This window comes from Runella sp. R0.1_18 (assembly GCF_057652155.1).
In genome coordinates this window covers 62,818-83,516 of the sequence record NZ_JBYFCK010000017.1, presented here as the reverse complement: position 1 = coordinate 83,516, position 20,699 = coordinate 62,818, and the positions used below count along the sequence as shown (strand labels likewise).

Genomic DNA, 20,699 nt, shown 5'->3' with positions numbered 1-20,699 from the left:
AAGCTTTTCATTTATTGACTATTAATATCGTTTTTTTATCAAAAAATGAACCACAAATTTAGCCATTACGTCATATTGTTTACCATTTTTGTTTTTTCACAATGAAGTGAGTTATATTTCCTTATCCCTCTACATTCAATTCAAAAGAAGTACCTTTCCCGACTTCACTTTCGACGGATAAGGATGTTTTATTTTTCTGCACAAAATTGTAAATCAATACCATGCCTAATCCCAGCCCGTGAATCCCTACTTCGGGTTTGACTTTCCCTGCAAATACTTGCTGTAAATAACGGAGTTGGTCTGGGGCAATACCTTTTCCTGTATCCGTAATCGTAATTGTTAGACCATTGGAAGCCTCACCCACAGCAGCTGAACTGATTCGAATTGAAATCTTCCCCCCTTCTGCTGTGTTTTTGATGGCATTGTCTAGTAAGTTTCGCAACGTCATCAACAACCCTTTGGGGGCGATTTCTGTAACAAAACTCGCTGGTAAATCCACTAATAAATCAATCTTCTGGGATTGCGCAATCGGAAGATAGGTTTGGTGTAGTTCAGCCAGCAAAGGTACTACATCCACTTGTTGACGAACTTCCGCCACATCTGGCGTAAAATACTGACTTTTGCCCCATTCAAATAGGTTATTAAGCAGTAAGTTGGTCTTTTGTCTCATGGATTCAATTTGTTGGATTACCCTCTCCAACTCTTGCTTTTTACCTTCTTGAATCAAGTGTGGCAACAAGCCGCCCATGGCATTAAGACTGTTGATGGGTGTACGTAAATCATGCGCTATAATGGTATAGAATTTATCACGGCCTTGCTGTAACTCCAACAGTTTTGTATTGGTTTGCCGCAGTTTTATTGAAAAACCCAGAATCGTTCCAATCAACCCCAAAGCAACCAGCAAACCACCAAACAAAAGTTCTTTATGGGATTCAGCTATTTGGAGGGTGCGTTCTTTCTTTTGAACTTCTATCTGACTTTGGAGCAGTTTGGCCTTGCTTTCAGCTGCCTGATTTTCCAAAGCTAGATTTTTTAAAACAGCCTCTCGTTTTTCGGCTTCGTATTGAGCTTGGAGTAGTTGATTTCGGCTTTCGGCTACTTGCTTTTCTAAGGATAACCGTTTCAGTTCGGCCTCTTTTTCGGTAAAGGAGTACTTTTCTTTGATTTCATACACGGCCAACCTGCGGTCATTGTCACGAATCAGGTTATTATATTTGTCGTATTCATCGTACGCCTTTATACCCTCTTTCCAATTGCCTATCTCAAAGTATGCGTTTTTTAAACGCCTGTTCATCCACCGCAATACCATTATATTCTTTGGATTTTCTATCTTAATCAGCCTGATTGCTTCCTCCAGATACACAATCACACTGTCGGGTTTCTTCAACCTTATGTAAGCCTCAGCCACATTTCTATAATCCTGACTAATGGCTTTGATGCCAGGATAATTAAGTGTTTTTAAAGCATATTCCAAGTATTTGTCTGTTTTTTTAATAAAAAAGTAACCTTGTTGAGTAGCCGTATAAATTGCTTTTCTCAAGTATGCCAAGTGCGGTTTTTTGTCCAATATTTCATTGGCGGCCCTGAAAGCTTCCATTCGTTGTTTTTCGGTTATTTCTTGGGAAAAAGATGGAGGACTGTTCAGAACAATTCGATAATACGTAAACCTGTCAATGGCGTGCTTTGATTTTTCGGAAAGGGCCACCAACTTAGCATAATTCTCCCGATTCATTTTCAACACATCTTCTTTACTCAGTGGGCCGTAGTTTGTGTCATCTTGTATAAAATGTCTCAGTGACCAACTAAGGCATTGCACTATACCTGACGTATCTTTCAGTTCAGCAAACTGCTTCTGTGCTTTCATAATGTATTCATAAGCAAGATCTTCCTGCCACGATGAATTGTAAATACCCATGATATAATTTGCCATGGCAAGCCCCAAGGTTGATTTATGCTTGGTGGCCAATTGCACTATTTTATTGTACTGTTGCGTACTGATCGAATCTCTCCGATGCGACTTGCCCAACTCAATGGCAATCAATAAATGCAGGTATTGGCTCGACTGTGAGTTGGGCGACATGCTTCGTTCTACTTTTTTCAAGCTATCCAAACGAAAAGCGGGAACGAGATAGTCACGAAAAGACACAAAGGATTTACTTTGGGTATATCCCCACTGGCCAAAACCTATTAAACCCAAAAAAAGTATCAGGCACTTTATCACAATACGCTTATTAAGGGTCATAATAATTCTTATTTTAAAAAATATGTACTTCGCCCTCACGTCATAAAAAGAGGCTCTGCTAGTTAGAATCGACATTAAAGCTACCAAACTAATCTAAAAGAAGTACCTTTCCCGACTTCACTTTCGACGGATAAGGATGTTTTATTTTTCTGCACAAAATTGTAAATCAATACCATGCCTAATCCCAGCCCGTGAATCCCTACTTCGGGTTTGACTTTCCCTGCAAATACTTGCTGTAAATAATGGAGTTGGTCTGGGGCAATACCTTTTCCTGTGTCCGTAATCGTGATTGTTAGACCATTGGAAGCCTTACCCACAGCAGGTGAACTGGTTCGGATTGAAACCTCCCCCCCTTCTGCTGTGTTTTTGATGGCATTGTCTAGTAAGTTTCGCACCGTCATCAACAACCCTTTGGGGGCGATTTCTGTAACAAGACTCGCTGGTAAATCCACTAACAAATCAATCTTCTGGGATTGCGCAATCGGAAGATAGGTTTGGTGTAGTTCAGCCAGCAAAGGTACTACATCCACTTGTTGACGAACTTCCGCCACATCTGGCGTAAAATACTGACTTTTACCCCATTCAAATAGGTTATTAAGCAGTAGGTTGGTCTTTTGTCTCATGGATTCAATTTGTTGGATTACTCTCTCCAACTCTTGCTTTTTACCTTCTTGAATCAAGTGTGGCAACAAGCCGCCCATGGCATTGAGACTGTTGATGGGGGTACGTAAATCATGCGCTATAATGGTATAGAATTTATCACGGCCTTGCTGTAACTCCAACAGTTTTGTACTGGTTTGCCGCAGTTTTATTGAAAAACCCAGAATCGTTCCAATCAACCCCAAAGCAACTAAAAAACCAACAAGCAAAAACTGTTTTTGTTCCTCTGCTATTTGGAGGGTACGTTCTTTGCTTTGAACTTCTATCTGACTTTGGAGCAGTTTGGCCTTACTTTCAGCTGCCTGATTTTCCAAAGCTAGATTTTTTAAAACAGCCTCTCGTTTTTCGGCTTCGTATTGTGCTTGGAGTAGTTGATTTCGGCTTTCGGCTACTTGCTTTTCTAAGGATAACCGTTTCAGTTCGGCCTCTTTTTCGGTAAAAGAATACTTTTCTTTGATTTCATACACGGCCAACCTGCGGTCATTGTCACGAACCAGGTTATTATACTTGTCGTATTCGTCGTATGCCTTTATACCCTCTTTCCAATTGCCTATCTCTAAATATGCGTTTTTTAAACGCCTGTTCATTCCTCGTAATGCCTTTATATTCTTAGGGTCTTCAATCTTGACTCGCCTAATCGCTTCCTTCATATAGACAATAACACTGTCATATTTTTTTAAATGTGTGAAAGTATTGGCTACGTTTCTATAATCTGGGTAAGTAGCTTTAATGTCAGGATGATTCAGTATTTTCAAACCCAATTCCAAAAGTTTATCAAATTTTTTCGCATTTAAGTAACCTTGTTGCGCAGCTCGATAAATTGCTTTTCTCAAGTATGCTAAGTGCGGGTTTGTGTCCAATATTTCATTGGCGGCCCTGAAGGCTTCCATTTGTTGTTTTTCGGTTTTTTCTTGGGAAAAAGATGGAGGACTGTTCAGAACAGTACGATAGTACGTAAACCTGTCAATGGCATGCTTTGAGTTTTCGGAAAGGGCCACCAACTTAGCATAATTCTCCTGATTCATTTTCAGTAAATCCTTTTTAATAAATGGGCCGTAGCTTGCGTCATCTTGTGTAAATTGTCGCAATGACCAACCAAGACACTGAACTATGCCAGACGTATCTTTCAGTTGGGCAAACTGACTTTGTGCTTTCATCATGTATTCATAAGCTACCTCTTCTTGCCAAGTTGAGTTATACAAGCCCATGATATAATTTGCCATGGCAAGCCCCAAGGTTGATTTATACTTGGTAGCCAATTGTACTATTTTATTGTACTCTTCCGTAGTGATTGAATCATCACGTTGTGACTTGCCCAACTCAATGGCAATCAATAAATGCAGGTATTGGCTCGATTGAGGATTGAGCTTACTTTTACGTTTCACTTCTTTTAAACTATCCAAACGAGATGCAGGAGGAAGATAATCACGAAAAGATTTAAAGGGAATATTTTGAGTATATACTAACCCAATTGAGAACAAATAAAAAGATACAAAAACAACGAATTTCATAATTTATTGACTTGAATCTTATAAAAAAGCAATTTTAATATAATAGTGAGGGATTTAATTTATGACAAATTTTTGAAAATTAAAGTACTTAACCACCTAACTTTTCCAGACTAGTTTGAATGAAGTTCCTACCCCAATTTCACTCATTACATGAATATTGATATTGTTTTTTCGGGCAAAGTTGTAAATCAAAATTATACCTAACCCTAGCCCTTGAATACCTACTTCTGGCTTTGTTTTCCACAAAAATACTTGTTGTAAGTAGTTTAATTGTTTAGGTGTAATTCCACCTCCCGTATCAGAAATGACAATTGAATGATGGCGAAATTTACGGTCACTTTTATATGCCTTAATCATAATTTTTCCACCAGGTGCTGTATGTTTTAGGGCGTTGTCAAGTATATTACTGATGGCTATTTCAAATCCTTTTTGATCAGCCAAAAGTAGCAAGGAGGATGGTAGTGATAATTCTAACAATACTCCTTTTGACTCTGCAAAAGGAAAGTAGTAGTTATATATTGTTTGCAAAGGGACAAGCGCTTCAAAGACAATAGGGCGTGTTACAGATTGATTAACAAAATAGTCACTTTTCCCCCATTCAAACAGGTTATTTAGAAGCAAATTTGATTGATACCTCATTTTTTCAATCTGCTTAATAACTCTATCTAATTCCTCAACTTTTCCTTCTTTAATAAGATGTTGTAACAATATACCCATGTCATTGAGGCTTTTCATAGGTAAGCGTAAATCATGCGCAATGATGGTATAAAACTTGTCTCTTGCCTGCTGAAGGCGCAATAATTTAATATTGGTTTTCCGAAGCCTTATTGAGAAAAAAAGTACAATTCCAACCAATATGAGTGTCATTATTAGACCTCCAATCAAAAGCCTTTTTTGTGAGTTGTTTATTTCTTTTTCTAAAGCTAGTCTTTTGAGTGTCGCTTCTTTGTCAGCAAATGAGTATTTTTCTCGCAGGTGAAACAGGGCTACGCTTCGGTCATTGTCTCGAATAATACTAACTAGGCTATCGTATGTTTCATCTGTTTTTATACTTTTTTTTAGGTTTCCTTGTTCGTAGTAAGCTTTTTTTAATGACAAATAGATATTTCTAAGTCGAATGAGCGCCCTTGGTCTTTCAATTTTTATCCGCTTTTCCGCCTCTTCCAGTGCAGTTACTGCTTGGTCATATTTTTTTACAGATAGATAGGCACTACCCAAGTATTGATAGTCCATAAAATCAATTTTTTTATTTGTTTGAGTCATCACCTTCAGGGCGTATTCAAGTACTTTTTCGTACTTTCCCTTTCGTCGGTACCCTTCTTGAATATTTTTGTAAACATTGGCTCGGATGTATTCAAAATGCGGGTATGTATCTATTATCTTTATCGTTTTACTTAAAGCCTGTTCAATTTCGGTTTCAGTTGGTTGAGGCTTTAAATAAGGATCACAGGCCATTATAAGTAAATAATACATATAATTATCAATGGGATACTTTGAATATTGACCTAGTGTAACAACTCTTTCAAAATAATATTTTGACAAATTTATGTCTGCTCTTCTTGTATGGGCTCGCAACAGTTTGGAACAGTGAATTATTCCTGTAGTATCATTACTTGCTATAAAAATTTTCTCAGCTTTTGTTAAATAACTGTATGACAAAGAATCATCTTGATCAATCGTATGCTCTCTTCCAAGTATGTAATAAGCCATTGCCAAACCAAGTTGTGATTTTTGTTTTGAAGCTTGTTTTACAATCAGGCTCATTTTCTTTAAATCGATCTTTTCATAATCGTTTTGTTTTTTAAGTTGATTGGCAATCGACAAATACAATGATTCACTTTTAGAATTTGTTTCTAATTGCATCTTATAGTTATCAAAATCGCACGCAAAAACTAGATAATCACGAAAAGAGTTAAAAGATTTATTTTGTGCATATCCTATCTCAGAAATATACATCAATAAAAAGAGAAGAAATGAGTATTTCATAAATTACAAACATTTTACATACAATAGAAGTGGCTCTTGTGGCATTTCAAATAAACTTCAGCAAAAAACAAATTCATAGAAGAAAGAATGGCAAAAAATCATTAGTCTAACTCAATTATTTTCAAAACTATATACTATATAATAAAAATATACTATTTGGTCTTTTACGTTATCAAAGTTAATGGTTTATCTATTAAAAGGAGCGACGTTAAATTAGCCAAAACGTTATCACGCTTATCATATATGTTTTTTTTTAAAAAGGCATTGTTATTTCATTTCCCTCCAACTCTATTTTTGCTTCAGTAATTCCACAGCCAAGCTTTACATTTTTTGATATAACACTTACGGCAAATTATATGTTTAAGCATATAAAGTATAGCTATGAAAGACATTACGATTGTGATACTAGAAGACGACCCGATTGACCAAATTAAATTAGAAATTATGCTGACTGAGCGCATTTCTTCCACTTACACATTTCGGTTAGGGGGTATTTTCACAAAATTGACAGATTTAACCAAATATCTTGATAATCATGAAGTTGACTTGGTGCTATCAGATATCATGATTGAAAACAAACCTATTGGTATTGAGCTTCTTAAAATTCTTAGAGATACCCTTGTTCCCGTCGTACTGATGACCACCTCCCAAGACCAAAATCTATTTTTGGAGGCACAAAAGAACCTCAGCGTTCAGTATCTAATTAAACCTTTTCATGCGATAACCCTACAATCAGCCATCGAAAAAACCTTAGAAGCGCAAACCAAAAGCAAAGAGTATGATTTTATAGATAGAAAGTACATGTACTTGAGTAGCAGGACAGGTCAACAAGAGCAGGTTAGGTTCACTGAAATTGTGTATATCGAAGCCGACGACAGTCATTGTTACATACATACACACTCTAAAAGGTATGTACTGAAAAAATCATTAACCAAGCTCCTTGAAGAGTTTTTGGATGCCCAATTTATCCGCATCCATCACAAGTTTGCAGTCAATACACTACATGTTCAGCAATTAGAAGCCAACATAATTAAACTGACTGGATTGGTGACACTTCCCGTTGGCAGAAGCTTTAGAAAAGAGCTAAACCATCTTTTAAAAAGACATATCTAGTCCAAAAATTGTCAGTTACCACCTAAAAAAAACCACTTACCTCACTTTAGGCCACTACGTTTACTATGGGATACTTAGATATACCATTTTTGGTATCATTTACATATCATTGTAATATTTCATGGCGAACATAAAGTTAGATTTTTGGTTAATGTGCTTCAAAAGACAAGCTTCTGAGGAATCAAGTGGAGCTAGGACTAAAGCCAGCTTTAAAATTTTCGATTTTGGTTCGAGCAACACTTACTTTTTCACCATACTACCTGAGCACAATAAAGATTTACGTAACCTCACTGATTCATTTCGGAATATCCTTGAGGGTGATTATTGTTTGATAAGTACTACTTATGAGCATGCGCGGCCTTTTCTCGTGGGGATTCGCATTGATTGGTTAATAAATCAAGTGGGGAGTCCCTACTCTGACTTGGAAGATATTATTCCAAAAGTTCTAATTAATTGGAACAACCAATACAGCTTGTTTACTTTGAAATACTCTGCTTTTCAGAAAGAGTACCAGCGGGCAGTCAATCCTGATTTGTTAGCCAAAAGCTACTTTCTTCAGCTCCTCCTTCATTTTATAGATGATATTCAAACACAAATTTTAAGTAAGACTGAGAAAAACTTCCGAGAAATTGACTCCCGAAAGATCAAGGAAGTCGAAGCACAAATAACGTCCGATTTTAAAAGATCGACTCCCTCCATCAACGAAATGGCAAAAATGGCTGGAATGAGTGTCAGTAAATTCAAGATTTTATTCTATGAATTGTTTAATTCTAGCCCCCACCAATACATTTTAGATAAAAAGATGATGTATGCCCATGGCTTACTTCAAACTGGAAAATATTCTATAACACAAGTAGCTTATCAGGTTGGGTATCACCATCCTTCAGGCTTTACGCGTGTATTCAAGCAAAAATTCAACTATTCCCCCAACACTACTTACACCGAAAAACAATGATAGCGAAACATCACCCTTCGACTGTTGACTTTGTAGTCTCTACTGAATGTGTTCAGGCGGTAGTAGCATTATTACTTTCTCATAAAATTTCCTTTATTCTAACTCCCTCCAACAACCTCGAAATCAATCAGATAGACAAAGAATTAAGGATAAAACATCTTCATACCGAGTTAAAGTATGAGAATGCTGAAGCAGCCCAAGAAAGTGATGAACCTTTACGCATGAAAAATAGGAATACCTGGGATGATATAATAAAAAAAATCTACCGAAAATATATATTAGAAGGATTTGAGCAAGTTCCACCTACCGAACAACAAATAGCCATTGAATATAAAATCCCTTTGAATTTGTTTAAAAACAATTTCAAAGCAATATATGGTAAACCATTTTATCAGCTTTACATGGACAAGCGGATGGAACACGCTGCTAAACTCCTCAAAAATGGCTACAAAGCAGTAGAAGTTTCAAAATGTATTGGCTATAGCGACAGTTCTTGCATAAAGTTCAACAAAATGTTTCAAAAGCATTTTGGAATTACTCCTAAGAAATATCAGCTGTTGCACATAGGACGAATAGATAGGAGAGTTGTTTAATATACCTAAAAACAAAAAAGCACTTACGAGTCAAACCGTAAGTGCTTTTTTGTTGTCGGGATAGCGGGATTTGAACCCACGACCCCTTGCCCCCCAGACAAGTACGCTACCGGACTGCGCCATATCCCGAAACTTTACCGTTAGCTTTCGCTAAAGGTGGCAGCAAAAGTATTTCATTTTTTGATAAGTGTCAACTCTTACTGAAATTATTCCCTTAAAAATTGACTTTCCTCCTCTAGAAAACGCTGAAAACGCTCCCGAATTTGACGATAAGCTGCAATTAGCACCCACGCTTCCTCCGTCACAGTCGCCCCTCCTCCCTTCTCCCCTCCCGTTTGAGTAACTACCAATGGCTTTTTGGCTTGCGCATTTAAGGAATTAACCATCTCCCACGCTTTTTTATACGACATCCCCATTTGCTTGGCAGCTTGGTTGATAGAACCCGTCTCGGCAATGCGCTCCAATAACTCTACCCTACCTGGCCCTAAAAATCGCTGTTCGTCACTTTCTATCCAAAGACTTCCTGATACCCTAAATGGGATTTCTTTTAAAAGATGCTTCACGTTCTACTTTTTTTCTTGGCCCAAATCTACTGATTGTCAGTGATTAAAAAATTATTTCCAAAAAAATAATAATCTAACTGTTGACAGTGTCAAAAATCGGCGTACCTTTGCACCACGTTTCACAAACGCAGCGAACAATGAGACCAGTCGGCCCGTTCGTCTAGCGGTTAGGACACGACCCTTTCACGGTTGAAACAGGGGTTCGATTCCCCTACGGGTCACAATCGCAGCGCGAAACGTAACGCCTCAAAACCACAAGTTTTGGGGCGTTTTTGTTTTCAGGTAGTTTCAAGAAAATTAAAAATATTTTTGGCGCAAATGTTTTTTGTGTGAAATATAATCGTACCTTTGCACCACGTTTCACAAACGCAGCGAACAATGAGACCAGTCGGCCCGTTCGTCTAGCGGTTAGGACACGACCCTTTCACGGTTGAAACAGGGGTTCGATTCCCCTACGGGTCACAATCGCAGCGCGAAACGTAACGCCTCAAAACCACAAGTTTTGGGGCGTTTTTGTTTTTTATTCTTCTCAAACACGCCTGCTATTGAGCCGTGACCAATTCAAGCATCGTGTAAGATTTAAGGCCCATTCGTTGGGCGTCTTGCAAAAACTCTTCTAATAATTGTACCGAAAAAGCGTAGGGTTCTCCCGAGGGCGTAAACAGTGGACGATGCCCCAACAACATTAGCACAGAATGGGTGTTTTTAGCCCGAATCAGACCATCCTTCAATTGGGAACGAGTCAGGTGGGTGTATTGATCAATCAGCAACGCATGAACCTTTTGTGAGCCATCAAACTGATAATAAATATCGTCGATGGCAAAGATTGGCTGGCGAATCGTGATAAAGGGCAAATGCCGCTCGGTCATCGAAACATCGCGCAACAGTTTAAAATAATCACGCAAGAGTCGTCGGTCAGTCCACCACGTTTGTTGCCCGCCAACGTGCGCAAACGTAACGGGTCGAAAACCTGCTTTGCGCATTACATTTAATTCGCCTTCTATTTCAAATTTGTAAAAATCATCTAGTGAACCCCCTCCTCTGAGCCAGTCAAGGACGCGAATGTGAGCAGCACCGTGCGCCCCAATTTCGTGCCCGTCTTGGGTAAGTTCATGCAGTAACTGTACTTCTTTCGGGCTCAAACTGTCAAACTGAGTCACATAAAACGTCGCCTTAGCACCGTATTTTTTTAGTAATGGCCGAAGTCGCGTCCATTCCTCCACATAACGGTCGTCAAATGTCAGTGCATACCCTGCTCGATGCTGTTTTTCAGGCCGTTCGTTACACCCTATCAACAGGATACTCAGCACCGAAAACCATCCCAAAACGCTATTTTTCATCCCCAAGTTTTTTAACTTTTTTGCCTATCCCACCTCCCCTTTTTTTTGTTGGTAGAGGTTTTTGGTTTTCTATGAATGTCTTTGTATTATCGTTGCGGCAAATGTAGTGCCCTAAAACCAAACCACCTACTTACTCATGTTTGTTTTGACCCAACAACCCTCCGTAGCCAACCATTTTTTAGCCGAACTTCGTGACGTTGACGTTCAACAAGACCGCATGAAATTTCGCCGAAACCTAGAACGGATGGGGGAATTATTGGCGTATGAAATCTCTAAATCGTTGCCGTATCGTCAAGCGCAAGTGACTACGCCGCTGGGAGTTGCCCAAACTCGATTACTACGTCAGCCTCCCGTTTTGGCCACTATTTTGCGGGCAAGTTTGCCTTTTCACCAAGGCTTTCTCAATATTTTTGACCAAGCCGACAACGCTTTCATTGGTGCCTACCGAGGCCATCACATTGGCGAAGAAGACTTTCAAGTAGAAATGGACTACATTACCGCCCCTGATTTACAAGACCGTACGCTTATTTTGATGGATCCCATGCTGGCCACAGGTCGGTCGATAGAAAAGGTATATCATGCACTCCTTCGATTTGGTATTCCTGCCCAAACGCACATCGCCGCCGTCATTGCCAGTCCCGAAGGGGTAAAATACCTGCAAAGCCGAATGCCCGAATGTCGTCTCTGGATTGGTGCCATCGACGAAAAACTCGACCCCCATTATTACATCGTGCCAGGGTTGGGTGATGCTGGCGACTTGTCGTTCGGGGCGAAAGTTTAAAAAATAAATACGCTGTGGGTAAGTTACACTGAGCGCCTATCATAAAAAACACCATTTTTTCCAACAATCAGCTACGTAATGTCCACTATCAAAAACGATACTCCAACCTCAGTACGGGAAGGCGAGCAGCTTGACTTAACCCAGCTCAACGCCTATTTTGGGTCTCAAGCACCTGCCATCGGGAGGGTTATGGAAGTAAGTCAGTTTCCTGGAGGCTATTCCAACTTAACCTATTTCTTAAAAACCGATACAGGGAAGGAATTTGTGCTGCGACGCCCGCCGTTTGGGGCCAAAAATATCAAAGGAGGACATGACATGGGGCGGGAGTTTCGGGTATTGTCGATGCTGCACGCGGCAGGGTATGCCAAAATCCCTACGCCTATTGTTTTTTGTGAGGATGAAAGTGTCCTCGATTGCCCATTTTACGTCATGGAGCGCGTTCAAGGTGTGATTCTTAGGGCGCATTCTGCACCCAAATTGGGTTTGAGCGAAGCAACCATGCGGCAACTTTCGGAGGCATTGGTGGACAACTTGGCGGTTTTACACGGCTTAGACATTCAGCAAACGGGTTTAATCCAACTCGGGAAGCCTGAAGGATACGTACAGCGCCAAGTGGAAGGTTGGTACCGTCGGTATCAAAACGCCCAAACCGACGACGTGCCTGCTTTTGAGCAGGTGTATAAATGGCTAGTAAAAAATCTCCCCGCTGAAAATACCCCTACCCTCATTCACAACGATTACAAGTACGATAACGTCGTGCTGAATTCCCAGAATTTAAACGAAATTTTGGCGGTATTGGATTGGGAAATGACCACCATCGGCGACCCACTCATGGACGTAGGAACTTCGCTTTCTTACTGGGCACAAGCGACCGATGGGCCTTTTGAGAAAAGTTTTAATTTAACGTGGCTTCCTGGCAACCTAACGCGTCAAGAATTTGCCGACCGTTACGCCCAAAAAAGCGGCCGCGATTTGTCGAATATTTTGTATTACTACGTGTTTGGCTTGTTCAAAAATACGGTTGTCATTCAGCAAATTTATGCGCGCTGGAAAAAAGGGTTTAGCAAAGACGAGCGCTTTGGGGCCTTATTGATGGGTGTTCATGCCTTGACCAATTCAGCCTCAAAAGCCATTGAAAAAGGTAAAATTTAAGGCTTTCATTTTGTTAAGGAGAAATGCGCTCGACACCTTATCAATTACAGCAGAAAGGTGGATTTCTTCAGGTAGTGCTGATTGGGAGAGAAAACAAACAGGCAAGCCCCGTTTTTGAGGGTTTCGATAATGTCTTTGTGGATTCCATACGGTACCGCTGGACACCCAAAACTACGCCCCAAACGACCAATTTTACGAATAAAATCTTCGCTCACGTAATCGGCGCCGTGCATTACGACCGCACGGTCGAGGGCATTGGTGTTAAAGCCATTTTCAAGCCCTTTGAGTTTCAGCGACAAGCCGTGTTTACCTTGGTACGTCCCCAAAGTTTGGTAAAACCCCAAACTTGATTGCAGCGAAGAGACTTCATTAGAAAATTTTTGTGCAAACAAATCCCCCGAATTACGTCCATGTGCCACGTAGGTACGGAAAAGAAGCTTCCGTTTGAGCAAATCAATGACGTACAAACGCTTATTCACCGAAGGTTGGCTCAAATCTACAATGGCCAGAATGGCTTTGGCTGGGTTTACTTTCTGAACTCCGCGAATGGCATACTCAAAAACGCTGTGGCTCAGTCCTGCTTCGTCTAAGCTGAGTTCTTGGTAGATGGTTACCAAAGAACTGTAGGTGGTTAAGCGAGGTTTGGCGGTGACTGTCAGGGAAGAAAGTACGAATAAAAAAACAAATAGACGGGCATGTAATGACTTCATAGACTCCATTTTCGAGATTCACGTTTCTATTTCACAAAAAAGCTAACGCCTAATTTAAAAAAAATGTTGCATTTTTCGCGATTCTTTTTCCGATAAACTGATTATAATCAGGATAATAGAACAGGTTTTTCCCCAACGATTCCCTTTGTCTATTTGAATATTTTCCGAATAAAACTTCCTAAAAAGCTTCCTGTGAACGCAGGGAAAAACTGCAATAAAGCCGTAAATTGGGTCGCTTCGGCATCAAGTGGAGTCATAATTTTGAACGTATTGAACGCAAAATAAAACACCGCAATTAAGACCGTTTGTTCAATTGCCAATAACCAGCCTTTCTTGGGCTGAAGCCAGCCTAGCCCCAACGCCGAAAGCATTCCCACCAAAAATGGCGTGTGAATCGTAGGGCCAATGAAACAAAATACTGTGACAAGCAAGCTCGTTCCCACTGTAATAAGTGCGTCACGAACCAGTGTTTTTGTCCAAAAAGGAGCCATATCGAAGTGATTATTTTCCACAAAAGTAACGTAAAAACGACTAGCTTTCCCCTTTTTTCTATCTTAGTGCTTTCAAACAAACCCCAACCTATCACAAATGAAAAACCAAGCCATCGGTATTTTATTGACCCTAACGGCTGCGGCATGTGGCTATAAAGATACCCAAACGCAGTCGGCCTCCTTGCCCCTCGTTGGAACCTGGAAATTGCTACAAGGTACGACCATCAAAGGCAATGACACTACGCGTACCGATTATACCAAAGGACAAGAAATGATTAAAATCATTAGCCCAACGCACTTTGCTTTTTTACGCCACGACCTCCAACATGGCAAAGACTCTACCGCCGATTACAGTGCAGGTGGTGGCCGCGTGACCATTGGCGAAAAAAACTATACCGAATACTTGGATTACTTCAACGTAAGGGAATGGGAAGGCGGTAAATTTGACTTTGAATACAACATTTCGGGAGATACGCTGACGATTACGGGCATCGAAAAAGTAGAAAAGTTAGGTGTCAATCACCTCAATATCGAAACCTACATTCGTCAAAAATAAATAACACTGTTGGGCCTCGCCATGAGTTTTTTTAAAGACCTATTTTCCAGAACACGTCACTTTGCTTTGTACGGTTTCCTCATGGCTGTTTTGGTATTTACCCTAAAATGGCTGCAATGGAAGTTTTTAATCATGGACAATTCCATTGATATTTACGTGGGGTTCATTGCGGTTTTTTTCTTGCTACTTGGTGTGTGGGTAGCCAAACAACTTATCAAACCCAGCGTTGAAACCGTCATTATCGAAAAAGAAGTGGTAGCCGCAGGTCAATCAGCCATCAATGAAAATGAACTTCAAAAACTGAATTTAAGCACGCGCGAATACGAAGTTTTGCAGCTTTTGGCACAAGGGCACAGCAACGCCGAAATCGCCGAGCGGCTATTTTTATCATTGAGTACGATAAAGACGCACGTGTCCAATTTATTTGTAAAAATGGACGTCAAAAGCCGAACTCAAGCCATTGAAAAAGCCAAGCGACTGAATATCATCGCCTAGTGCACGCTCCTACTTTAGTCTGAATTTGGCCTAAAAACGCATTTTGGTACTTTAGTATGAATCCTAAACCACGTACTCAACCTAGTTTTGCCGAAAATAAAACCCTCAAAAACAATGAAACGCTACATTCTCATTTTCGGACTTGTGCTCGGTACGATTCTATGTGTCAACATGGTTTACATGGTCAACTTGTGCTACACCAACCCCGATTTCAGCGGCAACGAGCTCATGGGCTACGCTGCCATGGTGCTTATTTTTTCACTTATCTTTTTTGGAGTTCGCAATTACCGTAACAAAGAGCTAGGTGGACATATCTCGTTTGGTCAGGCTTTTAAAACGGGGGCTTTTATCGCCCTCATTGGGTCAACGATGTACGTCTTTGTTTGGCTTTTTTATTACTATTTGTTTGTGCCTGATTACCTCGACATTTACACTTCACACGTTCTCAAAGAGGTCGCCCAAACGGATACAGTAGCCTTGGCCGCAAAAACCAAAGAAATGGAAGAGTTCAAAGAAATGTACAAAAACCCTTTGTATGTTGTACTCATCACTTACACCGAAGTATTGCCTGTTGGCTTGGTGGTGGCTTTGGTAAGTGCACTTATTTTAAAGCGAAAAAACAAGGCAGAAGTATATTCCTAATTATAAAACAAAACCTCCCGAAAATTCAAAACTTTCGGGAGGTTCAAGGAGATTTTAGCGTAGAAGTTTATTCGGCCTTAAAAACGGCATCCATACGTTCGCTGATAACTTGCAAACGCTTACGGTCACCGCCAGGAACCTCGGCTGAGCCCCAACCCGAATAGCCTACTTTTGCCAAAGCTTTGTTAACGACAGGCCAATTACAATCACCGTCCATCAACTCCACGTCAAAACCTTTCCAAAGGCCCTCGTCTTGTTGTTTTTTACGGCTAAATTCTTTGATGTCAATTTTCATAATGCGCTTTCCGAGCGCTTCAATCCAATGCTCAGGCCAACCGTAACGAAGAATATTACCCACGTCGAAATACCAGCCTACCAACGGGTGATTAATTTCATCGACAAAACGAACGGCTTCAACTGGGCTTATCAAGAAATTGTTCCAAACGTTTTCGAGCGCAATTTTTATCCCCGTTTTTTCTGCTTCGGGAATCAATTTTATTATTTCAACTTGAGCACGTTGATACGCATCTTGGTAACTTGTACCTGCATTGACTGCCCCTGGAACCAGCAAAACCGTAGTTCCTCCGTAGAGTTTACAGTCGTTCAATGACTTAATCATTGACTTTGAGCAAGTCTCTCTTACTTTAGGATCTGCATCCGTAAGCGGCGATTTCCAGTGTACCGAGTTGACCACCCCAGGAATCACCAACCCTGTTTTGTCACGGGCTTCTAAGATTTCTTTCGGGTCTAACTCATTGGGAGAATCAAGCTCCACGCCATCGAATCCTAGGTCTTTGAGCAACTTAAACTTGTCAAGCACCGACAGTTTTTCGGTCACCATGCCGTATTTAAGGCTCTTTTTTACCAAGGGGCGCGCTGCGGGCTTTGCCGCGAGGGCAGCACGATCTATCCCCACCACCGCAGCCGTAGCTGCGATGGTGGAGTTTTTTAAAAATTCTCGTCTTTGCATGAGGTGATTAGAAGAATGGCGTAAAACCTGGGCGAGCTACTTCCACCTTTGGTGCTGGCATATCCCAGCTTGTGATGTCTGGTGCTAATACCTCGTTCGACTTAATCGCTTCGTCCCACGTAATTTTCTTACCTGTGTAGGCCGCCATACGTCCCATAATCGCAAGCATGGTACTGTTGGCCATCCACTCACCGTTGTTGATGGGCTTGCTGTTACGAATCGACGCAAACAGTTCATTGTGTTCTGTTTGGTACATATCGTTTTGCGGGCCTGAGTATTCCCAAGGATTCGCTCCCTCGATTTTGTGCGTTGGGCGTGAGCAGTTAGCCATCGCGCGACCTTTAGTACCAAAAGTTTCTACCAAATAGCTACGCTCACAGTTTTCTTGCTGACGCGAGAAGTGGAACCCTTTTGCCCCGTTTGGATAGTCGTACGTAATGGCAAAGTGGTCAAAAATATGTCCGTATAATGGGTCAACGCGTACTTGGCGACCTCCTGTTCCAACGGCACTGACGGGTAAAACGTCGCCCATTGCCCACGACATCATGTCGATGCTGTGTACGGCTTGTTCTACGATATGGTCACCTGCTAACCAAGTGTAATACATCCAGTTACGCAATTGAAATTGTAAATCATTCCAACCTTCTTGACGAGGGAATGACCACGCGCCACCAGTATTATAGGTGTTGTAAATCGACATTACTTCCCCAATTGCGCCTTCGTTGATTTTACCAAATACGGCGCGTTTTGGCTCGTGAAAACGCCAGCAGAAACCTGATACCAAAGAGATATTTTTCTCTTTAGCTAACTTGGCCAATTCTAATACTTTACGAATACCAGGAGCATCAACCGCTACTGGTTTTTCGCAGAAAATATGTTTTCCCGCCTTGATAGCAGCTTCCAAGTGAAGCGGACGAAAATGTGGGGGTGTCGCCAAAAGAACGACGTCAACACCTGAGTCGATTACTTTTTGGTAGGCATCAAAACCTACAAATTTACGGCCTTCATCCACCTGTACTTTGTCACCGTGGACTTTACGAAGTCCTTCTAAGCAAGTATTAAAACGCTCTGGAAAAATTTCACCAAGGGCGTAAAGAACAACGTTAGGATCGGCTTTCAAAGCTTGCATGGCAGCTCCCGAGCCACGTCCACCACAACCAATAAGACCTACTTTAAGAGTTTCCGAATTCATACCAGCAAACGCTTTGTTCGGAATAATGATGGATGGAAATGCAGTTCCTGCTAAAGCAGCACCTGCCAATTTTAGCACTTCACGGCGAGTGGTGTTCATGAGAATTGAAAGGATTTAGAAATGAATGAGCTAACTGACTGAACGCTCGATTTTCAACAAAAATACGATTTTATCGAAAACCTTGCACCCAAATTTTAACTCAAATTTGATACTATTTTTTTAAAATATATAGCACAAATAATAATTTTTTTTAAAAACAAACCTAAACTTCCTCCAAACGGTAAAAACGAGCGGCATTCTGACCCAAAACTTTGGCTTGGTCATTGTCCGAGAAACCCACGCGTTTCATGTACTCTTGGACGATGCCAAGTACTTGTTCGTACTCTGCCGCTACCAAGCAAACTGGCCAATCGGAGCCAAACATCAATCGTTCAACGCCGAAAGCCTCAAAAACCACGTCCAAATAGGGGAAAAAATCCTCGGTTTTCCAGTTTTTCCAATCGGCTTCCGTCACCATGCCTGATACTTTACAATAAACGTGCGGGTAAGTCGCCAATTGCCGCATGTAGTTCGACCACGTATTTATTTTTTTGTCTTTGATATACGGCTTGGCTATATGATCGACCACAAACTGCACCTCTGGAACTTCACGCACAAGTTGCAAAGCGGCTTTCAACTGCGTAGGATAAATAAGAATGTCGTAAGTGAAGTCAAACGCGCTCAATTGACGAATGCCCTTGATGATTTCGGGGCGCGCCAAAAAATCGTCGGGTTCTCCTTGCGCTACGTGTCGAAAACCTTTTAACAGTTCGTATTGTGAATAATAATCTAGGCGGTCGTACAAATCGCTTGCTTGCAAATCGACCCATCCCACAACTCCTTTCACAAATGAGGAATATTTTTCGGCCAAGGCCAGCAAAAACAAGGTTTCGGCGTCCGATTGGTCGGCCTGAACGGCCACACAGGCGGTCACACCATTAGCGGCATAGACTGGTTGTAAATCCTCAGGGAGGAAATTCTGACGGATGCGCGTCATTTCATCGTTAATCCACGCGTCGCGCTCGACATCGTATATCCAAAAATGTTGGTGCGAATCAATAATCATTTGAAATCAAAAATTTAATTGAACGTTCGTTTGTTTACGCAAATCTACAAACGTTTCGCATCTCCGATGCGGGATTTGTTTCTTTGTGTGCGAATCTACAAACGTTTCGCATCTCCGATTCGGGATTTGTTTCTTTGTGTGCGAATCTACAAACGTTTCGCATCTCCGATGCGGGATTTGTTATCCCTTGAAATTTCACCGCCAATTTTCCTATTTATTTCAAGACTTCCATGGAAGTCAGTTCGGGGCCTCCGCCTCTATTTCCAGAACCCGCCGCTACATATACCTTTTTCTTATAAATCGTCGCGCCTGTTCCGTGGCGGCCTTTGTTCATGTTGGGGAGCTTTTCCCACTTCATTGTTTTGGTATTCAGTGCCTCTACTTCTGCGTGGGCCTCTACTTGAGCGGAGCTTTCTCCGCCCATAATCAACAATTTATACCCAAAAGGCACGGCCATGTTTCCCGCCCGCTGCGTAGGCAAATTTAATTCGGTGGGCAAGGTTGTCCACGTATTTGTCTTAAAATCAAAGACATCAACAGCAGCTTCTGTCAAATTCAACACCTGATTGATACGAGCTGTCGAGCGGCGCCCTCCCGCTACGTACAATTTGTCATCAATAACCGCCACCGAAACGTGGTCTCGCACGTGCGGGGCATCGGGAAGTTTACGCCACGTATTGGTTTTGGGATCAAATTCATCGAGCCAGCCCACGTGCCCGTCGTAATGGCCATCTTGGATACCGCAAACGAGGTACAATTTATTCTTGTAATTTACTGCTCCCGTTGCTCCCCGCAAACGGTCAGCAGGAATCGGCGTTCCTTCACGCCATTCGTTTTTGGCAGGGTTAAAGATATAAATAGAAGTCAATGGTTTTTCGTGCGGATATTGTCCCATAAACGCCCCCATCACGTAGGCTTCGTTGTTGAATTCAATCGCCTGAAAGTGATTCATTTCCACGGGCGGCGCAGCGAGTTGCTTCCACGAATTGGTTTTGGGGTCAAATTCATCAACGGGCCGCGTGCCGCGTCCACCAATTAAGTACAATTTATCCCCGACCTTGGTAAACGCATTTTCGTGCCGTGCTGTGCAGCTATTGACGGTCTGCGCAGTTTCCCAGTTTTCAACCGACTGAGCAATTCCAAAATGAGCAAGGGCCATTATTGAACAAAAAAGACCTGTTTTAAGGTGAGTTGAGTGCATGGTAAGTAGTCTAAAGTGAAAACATAAAAACTACCACAATGGCATTTTATACTCACTTTTACCTTATACACAAATCAACAAAAAAACATAAGCATTTGTTTATCAAATACTTACAAGCCTAATTCTACCCATACAAGCAAGAGTATGAATGGGCTAGCAGCTTATAAATAATTAAATCTTCTACCTGTCGATAGAATGGCTATTCATTGCTCCAGAGGAGCTAAATCTTCGTAGAAAAATGAATCAAATCCCCCACAAAGCCCCATCGGGGCGGCTGACGTTCGGTGAAAGATGTCACCCCCATGGGGCTTTGGAATGGCCTTTACCCCTTTTTTTCTACTAAGATTTAGCCTCGCTGAGGCTACTTTTTTGAATGCGTTTAACCTGCAAGAAATTATAATAATTTGTAATTTCAGTTATTTCGCTAACGCGAGCCTCTAA

At 41.3% G+C, this 20,699-nt stretch carries 19 protein-coding genes and 3 tRNA genes; 10 read left to right on the top strand and 12 right to left on the bottom strand.

The features are described 5' to 3' along the window. Positions 1–121: 121 nt before the first annotated feature. The 3 genes from AC23P2_RS23940 to AC23P2_RS23930 all read right to left on the bottom strand — a co-directional run bounded on the left by AC23P2_RS23940 (position 122) and on the right by AC23P2_RS23930 (position 6,399). Positions 122–2,242: an ATP-binding protein gene (locus AC23P2_RS23940; RefSeq protein ID WP_487775543.1), complete on the bottom strand. Its 2,121-nt coding sequence runs from the start codon at positions 2,240–2,242 to the stop codon at positions 122–124. 80 nt (positions 2,243–2,322) lie between these two features. After that, positions 2,323–4,413, bottom strand: coding sequence for a tetratricopeptide repeat-containing sensor histidine kinase (locus AC23P2_RS23935; protein ID WP_487775542.1), 2,091 nt, complete (start codon positions 4,411–4,413; stop codon positions 2,323–2,325). 96 nt (positions 4,414–4,509) lie between these two features. Next, positions 4,510–6,399, bottom strand: coding sequence for a tetratricopeptide repeat-containing sensor histidine kinase (locus AC23P2_RS23930; RefSeq protein ID WP_487775541.1), 1,890 nt, complete (start codon positions 6,397–6,399; stop codon positions 4,510–4,512). Between the two features lie 381 nt (positions 6,400–6,780). Between AC23P2_RS23930 and AC23P2_RS23925 the strand changes: the two genes are divergently transcribed. The 3 genes from AC23P2_RS23925 to AC23P2_RS23915 all read left to right on the top strand — a co-directional run bounded on the left by AC23P2_RS23925 (position 6,781) and on the right by AC23P2_RS23915 (position 9,060). Beyond that, complete coding sequence (locus tag AC23P2_RS23925; RefSeq protein WP_487775540.1) at positions 6,781–7,512, top strand: LytR/AlgR family response regulator transcription factor; 732 nt, start codon at positions 6,781–6,783, stop codon at positions 7,510–7,512. Positions 7,513–7,633: 121 nt separating this feature from the next. Next, positions 7,634–8,467, top strand: coding sequence for a helix-turn-helix transcriptional regulator (locus AC23P2_RS23920; protein ID WP_487775539.1), 834 nt, complete (start codon positions 7,634–7,636; stop codon positions 8,465–8,467). Beyond that, positions 8,464–9,060 carry a helix-turn-helix domain-containing protein gene (locus AC23P2_RS23915; protein WP_487775538.1) on the top strand — a complete coding sequence of 199 codons (597 nt, stop codon included), beginning with the start codon at positions 8,464–8,466 and terminating at the stop codon, positions 9,058–9,060. The genes AC23P2_RS23920 and AC23P2_RS23915 overlap by 4 nt, the downstream gene beginning before the upstream one ends. Before the next feature lie 55 nt (positions 9,061–9,115). Here the strand turns inward: AC23P2_RS23915 and AC23P2_RS23910 are convergent. Beyond that, positions 9,116–9,189, bottom strand: a tRNA-Pro gene (locus AC23P2_RS23910). 77 nt (positions 9,190–9,266) lie between these two features. Continuing rightward, complete coding sequence (locus AC23P2_RS23905; RefSeq protein WP_487775537.1) at positions 9,267–9,623, bottom strand: winged helix-turn-helix domain-containing protein; 357 nt, start codon at positions 9,621–9,623, stop codon at positions 9,267–9,269. Positions 9,624–9,772: 149 nt separating this feature from the next. Here AC23P2_RS23905 and AC23P2_RS23900 point away from each other — a divergent pair. Together AC23P2_RS23900 and AC23P2_RS23895 are read left to right on the top strand one after the other, a co-directional pair. Then, positions 9,773–9,844, top strand: a tRNA-Glu gene (locus tag AC23P2_RS23900). A gap of 169 nt (positions 9,845–10,013) precedes the next feature. Further along, positions 10,014–10,085: transfer RNA gene (locus AC23P2_RS23895), tRNA-Glu, on the top strand. Positions 10,086–10,165: 80 nt separating this feature from the next. On the opposite strand, the gene AC23P2_RS23890 is transcribed toward AC23P2_RS23895, so the two are convergent. Continuing rightward, positions 10,166–10,963 carry a polysaccharide deacetylase family protein gene (locus AC23P2_RS23890; RefSeq protein WP_487775536.1) on the bottom strand — a complete coding sequence of 266 codons (798 nt, stop codon included), beginning with the start codon at positions 10,961–10,963 and terminating at the stop codon, positions 10,166–10,168. A 136-nt stretch (positions 10,964–11,099) separates the two neighbouring features. Between AC23P2_RS23890 and upp the strand changes: the two genes are divergently transcribed. After that, complete coding sequence (upp, locus tag AC23P2_RS23885) at positions 11,100–11,744, top strand: uracil phosphoribosyltransferase (RefSeq protein WP_028527173.1); 645 nt, start codon at positions 11,100–11,102, stop codon at positions 11,742–11,744. Positions 11,745–11,822: 78 nt separating this feature from the next. Next, positions 11,823–12,896 (top strand): phosphotransferase family protein, encoded by a 1,074-nt coding sequence (locus tag AC23P2_RS23880; RefSeq protein ID WP_487775535.1) that lies wholly within the window; start codon positions 11,823–11,825, stop codon positions 12,894–12,896. Positions 12,897–12,940: 44 nt separating this feature from the next. On the opposite strand, the gene AC23P2_RS23875 is transcribed toward AC23P2_RS23880, so the two are convergent. Then, positions 12,941–13,606 carry a murein L,D-transpeptidase catalytic domain family protein gene (locus AC23P2_RS23875; protein WP_487775534.1) on the bottom strand — a complete coding sequence of 222 codons (666 nt, stop codon included), beginning with the start codon at positions 13,604–13,606 and terminating at the stop codon, positions 12,941–12,943. Between the two features lie 149 nt (positions 13,607–13,755). Beyond that, positions 13,756–14,097: a hypothetical protein gene (locus tag AC23P2_RS23870; RefSeq protein ID WP_487775533.1), complete on the bottom strand. Its 342-nt coding sequence runs from the start codon at positions 14,095–14,097 to the stop codon at positions 13,756–13,758. Positions 14,098–14,194: 97 nt separating this feature from the next. Here AC23P2_RS23870 and AC23P2_RS23865 point away from each other — a divergent pair, with 97 nt between their 5' ends. The 3 genes from AC23P2_RS23865 (at position 14,195) to AC23P2_RS23855 (ending at position 15,790) form a co-directional block, all read left to right on the top strand. After that, complete coding sequence (locus AC23P2_RS23865; RefSeq protein ID WP_487775532.1) at positions 14,195–14,653, top strand: hypothetical protein; 459 nt, start codon at positions 14,195–14,197, stop codon at positions 14,651–14,653. Between the two features lie 21 nt (positions 14,654–14,674). Further along, entirely contained in the window at positions 14,675–15,148 is a 474-nt protein-coding gene (locus AC23P2_RS23860) for a response regulator transcription factor (protein ID WP_487775531.1), read from the top strand. A 114-nt stretch (positions 15,149–15,262) separates the two neighbouring features. After that, complete coding sequence (locus tag AC23P2_RS23855; RefSeq protein ID WP_487775530.1) at positions 15,263–15,790, top strand: DUF4199 domain-containing protein; 528 nt, start codon at positions 15,263–15,265, stop codon at positions 15,788–15,790. Between the two features lie 67 nt (positions 15,791–15,857). On the opposite strand, the gene AC23P2_RS23850 is transcribed toward AC23P2_RS23855, so the two are convergent. The 4 genes from AC23P2_RS23850 to AC23P2_RS23835 form a co-directional block, all read right to left on the bottom strand. Continuing rightward, the gene (locus AC23P2_RS23850) at positions 15,858–16,760 is read right to left on the bottom strand and encodes a sugar phosphate isomerase/epimerase family protein (RefSeq protein ID WP_487775529.1); all 903 of its coding nucleotides are present in this window, start codon (positions 16,758–16,760) and stop codon (positions 15,858–15,860) included. 7 nt (positions 16,761–16,767) lie between these two features. Continuing rightward, positions 16,768–18,051 (bottom strand): Gfo/Idh/MocA family protein, encoded by a 1,284-nt coding sequence (locus tag AC23P2_RS23845; protein WP_487775528.1) that lies wholly within the window; start codon positions 18,049–18,051, stop codon positions 16,768–16,770. A 163-nt stretch (positions 18,052–18,214) separates the two neighbouring features. Further along, on the bottom strand, positions 18,215–19,057 hold the full coding sequence (locus tag AC23P2_RS23840; RefSeq protein ID WP_487775527.1) for an amidohydrolase family protein: 843 nt from the start codon (positions 19,055–19,057) through the stop codon (positions 18,215–18,217). A gap of 214 nt (positions 19,058–19,271) precedes the next feature. Then, positions 19,272–20,216 carry a Kelch repeat-containing protein gene (locus tag AC23P2_RS23835; protein ID WP_487775573.1) on the bottom strand — a complete coding sequence of 315 codons (945 nt, stop codon included), beginning with the start codon at positions 20,214–20,216 and terminating at the stop codon, positions 19,272–19,274. Positions 20,217–20,699: the final 483 nt, after the last annotated feature.